The organism is Clostridium sp. BL-8, assembly GCF_002006495.1.
Classification (GTDB): Bacteria; Bacillota; Clostridia; order Clostridiales; family Clostridiaceae; genus Clostridium.
This window is the reverse complement of the sequence record NZ_LZZL01000036.1, coordinates 43266-56703: the sequence shown is the minus strand read 5'-3', so window position 1 is coordinate 56703 and position 13438 is coordinate 43266. Positions and strand designations below refer to the sequence as shown.

Here is a 13438-nt window from a genome sequence, read left to right as displayed (position 1 = left end):
GACCTGTAACGCCAGTATCACCAGTAGGACCTGTAACGCCAGTAGCACCAGTAGGGCCAGTAACGCCAGTATCACCGGTAGGACCTGTAACACCAGTATCACCAGTAGGACCTGTTATCCCAGTAGCACCAGTAACTGCGCTGCCAGTATTTCCTGCAGGTCCAGTATCACCAGTAGGGCCAGTGGCACCAGTAGGTCCGGTAGGGCCGGTAGGGCCAGTAGGGCCAGTAGGACCAGTAGGTCCGGTTGCACCAGTAGAGCCAGTTCCTCCAGATGAGAATTCTATGCTAAGGAATGGTCTTTGTGTTTCAACTGCCCACTCTTTTGAGAAGTAACCTATAATTGTATCAATTACATTTTCAATACCAGTTAATGTTACACCAAAATTTGTTGCTGGGTTGTTTGCCCAATCTATTACTAAATTAGTTATATCAATACTTATATACCTACCGACATCTGCATCAGTTACATTTATAGAATAAATTGTCGGATTTATTGCCGGTGCATTATTCCATGTAACTGTACTTTCAGAAAAGTCGCTTGCATTTGTAAATACGCTGACAGTTTGTGGAGAAAGAACAGCATCAGGTAGATCCTTTCTAAAAACGAATAAATTTAAGGAAGCGTTTGTTATAGCACTTCCAGGTGGAACAGAACTAGTTAAATCGAATTTTAATAAACTTCTGAATAAGTCATTAGGCTGAACAAATCTTCCTGTAAATAGAAGACTTGAAAATCCGAAGTTTGTGTTGGGATTTAACAATGATATATATGCATCTGCGGTGGGATTAAGAATTACGCTAGCCATTGTATCATCTCCTTCATTTTCTTCTTCTTTCGAATAATTTAACCATTATATAATTGGCTAATATAATATATGTAAAATAATTAGAAGTGACACAGCATAATAAATAATCACATAATGTGATAATACCTTACATTGGTTTTTATTTAAAGAAAAGATGAATGAAAAATAGAGAAACCTAAGTCATGCATTTATATGACTTAGGTTAGCTAGGTTATTAGTAGTATTTAGATGGAATTATTATTCTGGAACTTGGCTACATACTGATAGGACATAAAAAAGCCTTTCATATTACTTCCAATAATATCACAGATTTGATCTAAAAAAATGTCATCTTCTTGAGATATTTCTTTAGAATAATGGAATATATATGGATTTATATAACCACATTCTTCGAATATTTTCTGTATATCTGGTAAGGTGAAAAATTTAGTGTAATGAGGATTTAATATGGAATCATTGTTATACATAAAGCTTCCTTTTAATAAACCTTTTATAACTGAATAATGCATTAGATTTGGTATTGTAGCTATTATATATCCAGTGGGTTTTAAAAACTTTTTTAACTCAGTTAGCAATTTCCACGGGTCTTTACTAAATTGAAGCTTATTTCCAATAATTATATAGTCGAAAAAACCTAGTTTACTTTCTTTAAAGTTCATTGTATAGTTTTCCTCAAAATCCTCAGTTGTTGTTTCTATTATTTTCTCACATATTCTGGCTATATTTTTATTTGGTTCAAGTCCATATAGCATTGAGTTAGGATGCATATATTTTAATTTAAGCAGCGTAGAACCAAGGCCACAGTTAAATTCGAGAATATTTAATTTTTTTTCTCTTGGTTCGTTTATACGACTTATAATATCAAATTTTAATAGACTTTGAGAGTTGGAATTAAAACCCCATTTTGCTTCAAATTTATGAGCATTTGTTTTTAAAATGTTACTGAATTTTGTATAATTTTCTTTAAAGGAGGTGCTGCCGAAGTGGTGTATGAAACTATCATTACAAACCATAAGTTTATAGCCAGCTTCTATAATTCTCATGCACAAATCGTCATCTTCAAAATTACCAGGGGTAAACCTTTCGTCAAAAGTCCCAATTTTGTTAATAACCTCTCTTTTAATTAACATGCAGAAGGCAACTAGTCTGGATTTTTGTTCCCATTTTTCACTATTAGAAATGTTGTTCTTATCTGCAAAATCAATCATATTTTCTATATCTGTATAAGGAATATTTATTGCTTGGTAATTGGAACAATTATTAGTAATGGATGCAGCGGCTCCAATTTTTTCGTCACTATATAGACAGATTTTGAGGTTATCAAGCCATCTTGGTGTAACCTTTGTATCGTTGTTTAAAACTAAAATATCATTATCTTTTTCAGCAATATCTATTCCAAGATTACAGCCTTTTGGAAAGCCTAAATTTTCATCATTTAAAATAAGTTTGATATCAGTTTGTTGTTTAAGCCATTCTCTAGTTCCATCACTAGAATTGTTATCCACAATAATTATTTCATAGGTGCCAGAAGTTGTATATTTTCTTATACTCTCAAGGCATATACGATTATAATTAAGATTGTTATAAGTTAGTATTATTATTGAAGTTTTCCTATTTTGAAACATTAATTTAATATCTCCTGTAATAGCTTAATATGGTAAGTGATTGTTTATAAACAGCTACACTTAAAATAGTATATTGCTGTTCTATTGTATTTTATGAAAGTCAACTAAAAGCGTGCAAATATTGATAGCGTTCTCTTATCTTAAAAAAAGGAATTTATTTTTTCACAGATTTTTATCCAATCAAAATTATTTCGTGTATTAATTTGAATATCATTACATACTTGTTTAAGAATTTCTTCATTAGAGCAAATTGAGATGAGCTTTCCTCCGAGAGCTTCAAAATTATTTATAGGAAAAATATCTCCATATTTTTTATCAACTGTAATATCTAATGCTCCATCTACATCAGAAGATATAATATAATTTCCATTAAAGGCTGCTTCTCCGAATACTTGGGCAAAGGCTTCAACCCTTGATGTTAAGCAAAATACTTTCGATTTTTCATATTCCTTCATAAGCAATTTTCTATCATAAATAGGCCCTGCAAAGACAACTTTACTTTGTAGGTGAGGGTAGTAATGATATAAGTAATTGTCAATATATTTATCAAAACCTGGTTCTATTGGACCTACTAATTTTAGTTTCCAGTCAGGAAGTTTTTCAGAAGCTATTTTAAAGGCTTCCATTAAAATTTCAGTAGCTTTTTCATAAACACCTAATCTGCCAACTGTTAATATGATATTATCTTTATCGCTATATTTTATCAGAGAACTATTAAAGAAATCATAAAAGCCATTAGGTATATGCTCTACTTTTATGGGCCAGGTGTCATCAATTATTTTTTTGAGATTTTTGGATTCTACAGAAACCATAATATTATTATTTAATAAGTTAATCATACGCTCATTAAAAGTTATTCTGCTTAACCAATATCTATTTAAGTCTAATTTTAAGTAGATTTTTCCATTAGGGTTGATTGAGCGAAATCTTTCCATCATATTTAAGTTGAAATCATATAGACCAATAAACATGAGTATATCAGTTTTTTTCAATAATGCGGTGACTGAATTTTCATCGTCCATAAAATTAAGATTAATGTCTTTGGTTAATGATTCGTCATAATGCTCTTCGTTTTTATCACATAAAATAGAAACTTCATAATTTAAATGTTTTTGAAAAACATAAGGAATTAAGCCAACATCCTTCGTAAGATGAAAATTCTGTAGACCAGGCCAATATAAAGTAAAATGTTTTTTCATAGTTACCTCCAGTACTAGTTAAATAGTATATTTATTTTTATATGTAATAGAAAAACTCAAGGTTAGTAACCTCGAGTTTAAATTATTTTTAATTCTAGATTTTGCAAAGTTTAGAATATTAATTTAGTATTAAATTATAGCAAAATCTAAAGTGTTAATCTGTTTTTTGTATTGTTATTAGCAGCATGAACTTGTTCCACAAGCTGCTATTGCGCCTAAAGTTGCATTATTAATACTTAAAGTACCAACAGTAACTGCACTAGTAACAGTTGCAGTTACTGTATAGGTGCAGCAATCATCACAAGAACAAGAACCACAATCACAAACAAAGAAAGAGAATGTTTGCGAAGTTAGTAATGCTACTAAGTTAAATTGGGATGAAGGTCCAATAGGAACTGGAGTAAATTGACCTCTACATTGTTTAAATACTTGAAAGTTTAAAGTTCCTGTAAAAGCAACTGTAGCAATAAGATTACTTGAAAATTCTAGCTTTATACAAGGGTCCTTTAAGCAAGAAGTATTTATAGTAAGTGAAGTAAGAGGAAAAGCTGTTCCCAAAACTGTAGCTGCTGGGATTGTTACTGAGCCAGGTTGACTACATTTTATTATTGTTGGGCAATTTTCCTTTTTGCAATCTTCATGTTGACAAGGGTCTTTTCTGCAGCCTTCATCATGATATTTTGACATTGAATTCATAAACGAAATCCTCCTTTATTAAAGAAATTTTAATTTCAAATTACTTATATTTGTAATTTAAATATCTAGCCTTTTTATAGTTATAATATATGAGTTTCATGGTAGAACGGTGATGATAATAATACGTAGTTTTATTACAAAATACCGCAAAATGCAAGATAGTGTTGATATAATTTTTTAATTACTAATTTTCTATAGAATTATACTATTTATCGACTATAAAAAATTCTAATCATTATCATCATTGTCTGAGAATAGTGGTTCTAAGTTTTGATCTGGATAGAACTTAGGAATTGGAGCTCTTTCAAATCTCTCACATGGATCTTCCTCAGGTTCTTCCTCACATGGCTCTTTTGGAACTGGACAATAATCATAAGCAGGAATAAGGAGTTGCACAATAAGCTCACACTTTACGACAATATAGTATCCCAAGGTTATATCTAAAACATCGTTCCCGCTTTCATCTTCTAGTAATTCGCCATCTAAGGCATCAGCAACCATTTCAAGTTTTATTATATTAGAATCCAAATCTTGTGCGTCCTGAACAGGTGTGAAACTAGCTGAAATTTGAGCAATAGAATCAGGACAATAGAATTTCCCAATTACGTCTATTCTATTAATTTCATATAATTCACTCTTGTTTACACCATTAGCGTCAATATAGTCGGCATAGAAAGAAATCCTATAAGAAATAACTATTTTTTTGAAACCAGGTTTTCCCTGGAGTGGAATCTTATCCACAGAGAGCAATGTTAAATTAAAATCTCTACTACCAATATATCTTTTTGGATCTGTCAATGGGTTACTTCTTAATTCTGAATCTGTTGTATTAGTATCAGGACCTTCGCCGTATACAAGACATCTTTTTATTAAACATTGATCAAAAATCTTAGGTACTTCAATACAAACTAATTCAGACGGATCAGGTAAACGTCCCTGTTTATTTACAAGACCCGGACGTGGAGAAAATTTTTTTAGGTTAACGGGCATATAAATTCTCCTCCTCTCTAAAAATTATAGGGATGTAAGTTTATTTAATACTTACAATGCATTATATGTGAGAATATTAAAGTGGTGAAAATAAAAAGAAAGTTTATGACAATTTTTTATATTATTAGATGAATAATAAATTTTCTCTAATAATATAATTTTATGAGGGAGGTAATGAAGATGAGTAGTGTATATCCTTGGATATATGTTGATTATAGAGATAATATATGGAGCTTTTTTCAAAATGACAATAAAGAATTAAATTATAGCATTATGTATGGGGAAGGAAAATGGACAAAAGATACTTTGATTGATAAGGATGTACTAGAGTTTGCTGTTCATGTTGAAGAGGATGAGACAATCCATATAGTATATACGAACATAAATGGAGAGTTAAAATACTGTACAATGCAGGATAAACAGTGGGTAGGAAAGACATTATATGAAATAGAAAAATATGAAGTTGAAATACAAAATCTTAAGATTAAAATTATTGGGGCTGATATGCATATTTTTTATTTATTAGTAAGCAATGATGGCAGCGATCACGGGGTATTAATGCATTGTACATGGAATGGGAAGGAAATAAAAAATAATACATTATATGACATTATCCTCACACATAGTATAAGGGATCATTATACAATAAATATAAATGAAGATATGAATCTTGAAATATTCTTTGTTACAGATGAGGGAGATGAATCATCATTAAATTATAGTAGCTATGAGAATAATACCTGGTCAGAAGCAAAAAGACTCTATGGCATTCAAGGAGAAGATATTGGATTTGAAGTGCTGGTAGATAAACAAAATATTCATGTACTAAATAAATTTAGGGAAGATTCAATATATTTTTTTGATCATGTACGCATAGACATAAATGGAGAGATTCAAGAGTTTAGAGTTTATGAAAGCAGCAAAGAATTGCATGAACCAATATTACTTATTAAAAGTAGCAAATTATATTGTTGCTGGTTAGAAGAAGATAAAATATTTTGTGCAAGCTTTGAGGATGAAAAATGGAGCAGTCCATTTTTGGTTAATAGGGAAAGTGAGCTCCCAGTAAAACAATATAATTGCTTCACTTATTCTGCTGAGTATAAATCAATTAGGGCAATGAAAGTATATGGTACTGATGAGCCAGATTTCTATTTATATATTCCAAGTCAGCTTATAGCAAATACAAGTGGAGTATTAAAATATGAGAGAAATAGAAAAAATGAAGATATAGGTAATGAAGCACTTCAGAAATTAAAGCTTGAATTATCGCGAGTAAGATTAGAGAAGAAAAGTTTAGAAAATAAAATTGAATCTTTAAATATACAGTTAAGAAAAAAGCAAAGATCTATGGAAGAATATGAAGAAAGATTTGCTAGGGTATTAGAACAAAAACGAAAGGCAGACGAAAATTATAAGGTATTTCTGGAGTTGCAGCAGAATATTAAAAAGGAATTGGAAAGTACCAGCAATCAGTTAATAGAAGAAAAAAAGAGCAAAGCTAATATTGAAAATGAGTTAAAAAAATGTACGGAGGAAAATATATTAATTAAGCGAGAAGTTGAGAAGATGAGTGAGGAAAATAAGCGATTGTTCAAAGAACTTGAATTTGAAAGAAATCAAACTATCATGGAACGATTATTAAAAAAGAAGCCTAATTAAATCTAATAATTAGTTCAAGACCAAAATGTGATAATATATTATTGCATTTTGTGTTTTGAGCAAAGGGAAAGGAATGTATATAGATATGGAAGCAGAGGAATATGATTATATAATGACATTTACATCTCATCATAGGGCAATGTATATGTATGAACGCCTAATTGCTAGAAAGATTAAGGTAAAGCTGGTTAATGCTCCTAATAAAATTAATATTAGTTGTACACAGGCAATAAAATTTAGAGGAGCAGATATAGAAATTGTTCAAAAAGAATTAGAAAGAAACAATATCATTCAAACTGCGACCTTTAAAATTATAAAGGAAGGGAAAAACGAAACCTATGAATTAGTTGAATAAGGTAAGATTAACTAAAGTTTTGCATATATTAAGTAAAAAATATGAAACTTAATTAATTACGAACTATTTGAAGAGTAATAACATAATATGTATTGGGACAACTTAAAATATAGCGTATATATTGAACTGGAGGGAATCATATGATAAATCAAAGAATATTGAAGTATGTTGATGATGTAATGTTACAGATTGATGCCGATGATGTTGATAAAATCAAAATAGAAAATGATCTTATTAGACGTATTTCACGTTCAGATGAGTATAGAGATGTTAATGCGGTTATTGAAAAATTTGGAACTCCAAGAGAGCTTGCCCTTGAAATAATAGCTAAGTATGAGGATGATTATGAAGTAAGTGAAAAAAATGATAGAACTTCGTCAGTAAAAGAACATGGAAAGCATAGACACCACCACCATAGGCCACAAGGACCATATGGTGAGTATATGTATGAAGAGAATGAAACTAATATTAAGCTATTATATATACCACTTATTCAAATATCTTCAGGAACAGAGAGAATACGCTTGCCAATAGCTGATTGTTATTATGAATATGAAGAGTAATTAAATTTTAAATTTGTATATTTTCTAAAGTAGTTTGTGTAAAATTTTATTGAAAAATTATATTTGTGAATTTGTATGATAAATGATATTTTACAATTACTGTTTATGTAAATGCTAAAAATGAAAGTGCATGTAAATATATAATTCCATGCACTTTTTTACTACTTAATTTTAATATATTACATAGTTTAGTTCTTTCTGTTAGATTATGATTTTTTCATCTTTTATTGAATAATAATTATAGGAAAAGCATATCTTTTAATATGAGATATATAGAGAAAATGACATGGCAATAGCATTAGAAAAAGAACACCTTTATAGAGATAAGAAGTAATATTGTCTTCATGGTGGATAGCCTTAAGGATTTTTGAATATATTTAAGCAATGAGTAGGGTGATGGCAAGTCTGTGGTTGATAGAAGAGAGAAAGTAATTTATTATGTGTCAAGTGTAGAAAAAGGTATGGTATCTATTGTTGATGATGATGGTTATCGCATCATAAAAGAAATTGAAATTGGTCCAAGACCTCAAAATATCATTGTAGATGAACAAAATAATGTTTATATAGCTAGTGATAGAAATAATAAGGTGACATTTATAGATAGTTCATACGATTCTAATAGAACATGGAATATGCCTAACAATGGCACTATTCAAGTAGATTCCATCGCTCAGAAAATTTATGTATGTAACACAGAAGAAATATGTATTTACAGTTTGGAAAATGGTAATAAGGTAACAGCATTAAAAGGATTTACTGCGGCAGACAGCTTGATGCTGGATAAAAATAAAAAAAGATTATTTGTGCTTGATGTTTTACAGAATGAAATAAAGGTTTATGATACAGCAGATTTTAAGTTGATTAGAATATATAAGAACATTGGGAATTCGCCTAGTTGTATTCTCATAGATGAAAATGAGAAACATATTTATATTGCTAATAAAGGAAGAGATAAAGAAAAAATTTTTATATTAGATATTGCAAGTGAAAAAATCTCAAATATATATTTAGAAAAGGGATCAGTTATAGCTGCTTTAGAACAGAAAGGAAATATATTATATGCATTAAATATTGGATTACATAGAATTGAAGTTATAGATATAGTAAAAAAAGAATGTGTAAAGGTGATAAAAACCACGTTATCTAAGTTACAGAAATTCAGATTATCTCCAGATAGAAAAATATTGTTTGTAACTAGCCGCAATGATGAAGGAAAGGGCGTAATTGATAAGATTGATATATCAAGCAATGCTATTCTAGATACTTTTACTTTAGGAAAAGATAATAATGTTCCATATAATATTGGAATAGTAATTCAAAACGATATTCAAGTTAAAAAGGAATCTTTTACAATAATGAATCCAGAGGATAAGTATTCGCAGGAAAATAGAATAACAATACTTGCAAAGAAGGTTTTATCAACATACAAGGAAAAGGTGGTTTTTTCTGAAGTAACAATTAAATTATATCCTGAAGGTGAAGGGCTCATCAAAATAGAAGAAGTTATATTTAAAAAATGTGTAATTGTAAGTGAAAAAAAGAATGTAAAAGTAACAGATAGAGAATATTCAACATTAGAATATGACTTTTATATTCCGTATGATGTTTGGTATAAAGATGAACAAGAACAGAGGTATGTTACTGGAGGAAGAGTCGAAGGAACTGAGAAAGCTACATTATATATACCAGCTTATGCTGAGCAGCAAGGAGTACAATTTGTAATGGATTCCTTTACCAGGCTAATAAATACGCCAGTTTTGATCAATAGAAGCTTACGATTTGATATTAGTGTGTTAATTTCAACAAGAGCTATTGTAGACGAAATACTGTTTATTCCATCTTGTGAAAATTGTAATAACTTTAATAATGAAGATAAAATATAAGGCATAATAAAAAATCCCCGGTTCCAAAGTCATCTTCGATTTTATTTTATTAATGTTGTATAATTATATAAATAAATATTAAATAAGGAGAGAAGGTGAATTTAGTTGAGGAAATTTTTTATAAAACCTCACTAAAAAATTTATGAAGGAAAACGTTAGTTTAATTATAAGTGAAATGATAAAATATTATGCAAAGGATCCAAGAAGAGTAAATCATTTTTTAAAGGTATTTTCTTTTGCTAAATCTATTGGAGAATTAGAAAAGCTGGATGAAAAGACTCAAAATATTTTAGAAGTTGCTGCTGTCATGCATGATATAGGCATAAAACTTAGCGAAGAAAAATATAATTCTTCTGCTGGAAATTACCAAGAGATTGAAGGGCCGCCAGTAGCAAAAGAAATGCTTTTAAAATATAATTTTGATGAAGCTTTTATAGATAGAGTATGTTATTTAATAGGGCATCATCACACATATGGAAAAATTGATGGAGTTGATTATCAAATATTAATTGAAGCAGATTTTTTAGTTAATATTTATGAAGATGAGATTAAAATTTCTCAAATTGAAAGTATTAAAGAAAAATATTTTAAAACAAAAGCAGGAACAGAATTTTTAATTAATTTATACTTATAAAAATAAAATTATGTAGAGAATGATTATTTTAATTCCAAATATTTTCTTATAGTACCATGAGAGAATGTTTTGGAATTTTTTTTACGTTTGTAACAAATTAAGTAAAGCGGCATAATATATTAATTAGGAAGCACTAATTTAACAATTAATCAGGAGGAAAAAAGTTATGGGTAACTATGGAGATTTTAATGATAAATTTGTAGGATATGAAGAGAAATTTGAATCTTATCATGAAAAAAAATGTCCACCAGAAGATCCTTGTAAAAAAGCTTATGAAGAAGGTTTCAAAAAAGGACGTTTAGAAGGATTTGAAGAAGGAGAAAAAGCAGGATTCTTGAAAGGCCTTGAAAAGGGCAAAAAAGAAGGCTTTGAGATAGGTTTTGAAAAGGGCAAAAAAGAAGGCTTTGAGATAGGTTTTGAAAAAGGTAAAAAAGAAGGAATCGAGATAGGTTTTGAAAAAGGCTTTGAGAAAGGTAAAAAAGAGGGTATTGAAATAGGATTTGAGAAAGGCAAAAAAGAAGGATTCCAAATAGGCTATGAAAAAGGTAAAAAAGAAGGAATCGAAATAGGTTATGAAAAAGGTAAAAAAGATGGATATAAGTTATGTAAAGAGAAAGTATTATGCTGCATAGAGAAATAGAAAAACTTCAATTTACTGAACAATAAACTGATAATAAAATATTAGTTAATATGTATTTATTATTGTTATAGGAAAATTGAAATAATTATAAATGGAGATAGTATAGGCAGATTGCAAATTCTATCTCCTGTTTTAGTGAGAAAAGTTTTATTATTATAAAGTTAGTTATTAAGATTAAATATTTGTAAAGAATCGGTGTAAGCCTAATAGATTACTGAAATCTTAGTAACAAATTATAAGTTTTTGAATATTATTTATTATATAGATGAGTAAAATTTATCTAAAGAATTATTTTTAGGAGGGCTTTATAATGAAAAAAGCAATAGACAGTTCGAGTCTTGCAGAAGTAATTGATAGAATACTTGAGAAAGGTATAGTTATTGACGTCTGGGCAAGAGTATCATTAGTAGGAATAGAATTATTAGCTGTAGAAGCAAGAGTAGTAATAGCTAGTGTTCGTACTTGGTTATGCTATGCTGATGCTGTAGGCTTATTAAAACCTAATCATCATGAAGATGAACTTGCAGTTATCTAATTGGAAATAGCTACAAACTATAAGTAATGGATTCTTTGCATTAGGAAAAAGATAAAGTCATAGCCTAATGCAAAGAACTTTTGTTTATATAGGAATATATTTCTTAATATAATCTTTAATAAAAAGCGTTATTTAAAGTATATAGGAGTTATTATATGTATTAAAATATCGAAAATCAATATAATTGTAAACGTTCTTTAAAAGTGAGTGATGAATATATAATTTAACTACTAAAGTCTTTTTAAGGAGTAACAAATTCTTTAATTTTTTATATTATATACAATGTGGGTAAGTAGAGATTTTTCTATATATTATAATTTATAAAATATTTTGGAACAGATAGAAATTTATTGAATATTATTTATTATATAGATAAGTCGTATTTATCTAAAGAATTATTAATTGGGAGGAAATGAATAATGAAAAAGGCAATAGATAGTTCAAGTCTTGCAGAGGTAATCGATAGAATATTGGATAAAGGAATAGTTATTGATGTTTGGGCAAGAGTATCTTTAGTTGGTATAGAATTATTAGCTATAGAAGCAAGAGTAGTAATAGCAAGCGTTCATACTTGGCTAGTTTATGCTGATGCTGTAGGCTTATTGAAACCACATCATTATGAAGAAGAAGCTCTTGCATAAGTAACAAATTCTTTGCGTCAGATTAAGCTTTAAATTACACCTGATGCAGAGATCTCATACTATAAATATGAGAAACTTTCAAAAAATAATGAATAAATAAATTAGATTGGTATATTTTAATCTATATTGCAAATGAAAATATTTAATGATTAGGATTGTGAGTGAAAGCTATATACTTATCAGAAACAAAGAATACTATTTATTATTTTTTGTTTCTGGTATTGGAGTAATATCATTAAGACAGGGAGGTTGACATGGAAGAGCCTAAGTATTTTGACATTGATTTAAATGAAAGCTATGTTGAAACACAATATATAAAAGAGCTAACCGATAGAGTCAGTAACTATCTAGAAACAGGATTTCCGGTTCACTTAAGAGGTGCTGCAGGTGTAGGTAAAACCGCGCTTGCTTTTCATATTGCTCAAAAAATAGGACGACCAATAGTATTTATGTGTGGAAGCGAGGATTTTAGTAATCTTGATTTAATTGGAGGATACTTTGGAACTAGAAGATCATTAATCGTAGATAATTACATTAGTTCGGTTTATAAGCGTAAAGAAGAAGCAAAGAAAGTATGGACAGATGGAAGATTAGCTACTGCATGTAAAGATGGATATACAGTTATTTATGATGAATTTACAAGGGCAAAACCAGAAGTAAATAATGTTCTCCTATCAGTATTAGAGGAGCAAATGATAGATATACCAAAATACTCATCTGAAAATACTTATTTAAAAATTAATCCTAACTTTAGAATGATTTTTACAAGTAATCCGGAAGAATATGCGGGCGTATACAAGTCAGCAAATGCGCTTATAGATAGAATGATTACCATAGATATCAATGATATGGATATTAATACTGAACGATTAATCATAGCTTATAAATCTGGAATTAGTGAGCATAACGCAAGAATAATAACTAATATAACAAGATATATAAGAAATAGTATTAAAGAGAAAAATTGGCTATCAATAAGAGGCAGCATAATGCTTGCAAAAATTGTAAAAAGAATGGATTTGGAGCTTAATCCTAACAATGAAAAATTTAGAAAAGTCTGTAGGGATGTATATAATTCATCAAGCAGTATGTTAGGTATAAATGCCTTAGAAAAAGAAAAATATAATTTATTGATTGATAAGGCTATAAATAACGCTTTTAATATTTAAAAAAGTGTAATTAAATTCAAGATATATAAATAAGATAT

The 13438-nt window shown here is 29.1% G+C and carries 14 protein-coding genes; 9 read left to right on the top strand and 5 right to left on the bottom strand.

Going from position 1 to position 13438, the window contains the following annotated elements:
• The 5 genes from CLOBL_RS13770 to CLOBL_RS13750 all read right to left on the bottom strand — a co-directional run.
• Positions 1–808: DNRLRE domain-containing protein (locus CLOBL_RS13770; RefSeq protein WP_143323868.1), on the bottom strand; the 808-nt coding region annotated here is incomplete at its 3' end.
• 224 nt (positions 809–1032) lie between these two features.
• Complete coding sequence (locus CLOBL_RS13765; RefSeq protein ID WP_077859562.1) at positions 1033–2433, bottom strand: glycosyltransferase; 1401 nt, start codon at positions 2431–2433, stop codon at positions 1033–1035.
• Positions 2434–2573: 140 nt separating this feature from the next.
• Positions 2574–3632, bottom strand: coding sequence for a glycosyltransferase (locus tag CLOBL_RS13760; RefSeq protein ID WP_077859561.1), 1059 nt, complete (start codon positions 3630–3632; stop codon positions 2574–2576).
• A 177-nt stretch (positions 3633–3809) separates the two neighbouring features.
• Entirely contained in the window at positions 3810–4328 is a 519-nt protein-coding gene (locus CLOBL_RS13755; protein WP_077859560.1) for a DUF4489 domain-containing protein, read from the bottom strand.
• Between the two features lie 228 nt (positions 4329–4556).
• Positions 4557–5318, bottom strand: a complete 762-nt coding sequence (locus CLOBL_RS13750; RefSeq protein WP_077859559.1) for a hypothetical protein — start codon at positions 5316–5318, stop codon at positions 4557–4559.
• Positions 5319–5498: 180 nt separating this feature from the next.
• Here CLOBL_RS13750 and CLOBL_RS13745 point away from each other — a divergent pair, with 180 nt between their 5' ends.
• From CLOBL_RS13745 to gvpN, 9 genes are all read left to right on the top strand, one after another.
• Positions 5499–6980, top strand: coding sequence for a hypothetical protein (locus CLOBL_RS13745; RefSeq protein WP_077859558.1), 1482 nt, complete (start codon positions 5499–5501; stop codon positions 6978–6980).
• 73 nt (positions 6981–7053) lie between these two features.
• Entirely contained in the window at positions 7054–7335 is a 282-nt protein-coding gene (locus CLOBL_RS13740; protein WP_242953840.1) for a DUF3343 domain-containing protein, read from the top strand.
• A 140-nt stretch (positions 7336–7475) separates the two neighbouring features.
• Complete coding sequence (locus tag CLOBL_RS13735; protein WP_009169225.1) at positions 7476–7898, top strand: hypothetical protein; 423 nt, start codon at positions 7476–7478, stop codon at positions 7896–7898.
• 407 nt (positions 7899–8305) lie between these two features.
• Positions 8306–9781, top strand: a complete 1476-nt coding sequence (locus tag CLOBL_RS13730) for a hypothetical protein (protein ID WP_077859557.1) — start codon at positions 8306–8308, stop codon at positions 9779–9781.
• A 142-nt stretch (positions 9782–9923) separates the two neighbouring features.
• Positions 9924–10415, top strand: a complete 492-nt coding sequence (locus CLOBL_RS13725) for an HD domain-containing protein (RefSeq protein WP_077859556.1) — start codon at positions 9924–9926, stop codon at positions 10413–10415.
• A 166-nt stretch (positions 10416–10581) separates the two neighbouring features.
• Complete coding sequence (locus tag CLOBL_RS13720; RefSeq protein WP_077859555.1) at positions 10582–11055, top strand: Yae1 family protein; 474 nt, start codon at positions 10582–10584, stop codon at positions 11053–11055.
• A gap of 310 nt (positions 11056–11365) precedes the next feature.
• On the top strand, positions 11366–11590 hold the full coding sequence (gene gvpA, locus CLOBL_RS13715; RefSeq protein WP_009169228.1) for a gas vesicle structural protein GvpA: 225 nt from the start codon (positions 11366–11368) through the stop codon (positions 11588–11590).
• Positions 11591–12009: 419 nt separating this feature from the next.
• A complete protein-coding gene (gene gvpA / locus CLOBL_RS13710; RefSeq protein WP_009169229.1) occupies positions 12010–12231 on the top strand; it encodes a gas vesicle structural protein GvpA in 222 nt (73 codons plus the stop codon).
• Positions 12232–12485: 254 nt separating this feature from the next.
• A complete protein-coding gene (gene gvpN / locus CLOBL_RS13705) occupies positions 12486–13400 on the top strand; it encodes a gas vesicle protein GvpN (RefSeq protein ID WP_009169230.1) in 915 nt (304 codons plus the stop codon).
• The last annotated feature ends 38 nt before the right edge of the window (positions 13401–13438 follow it).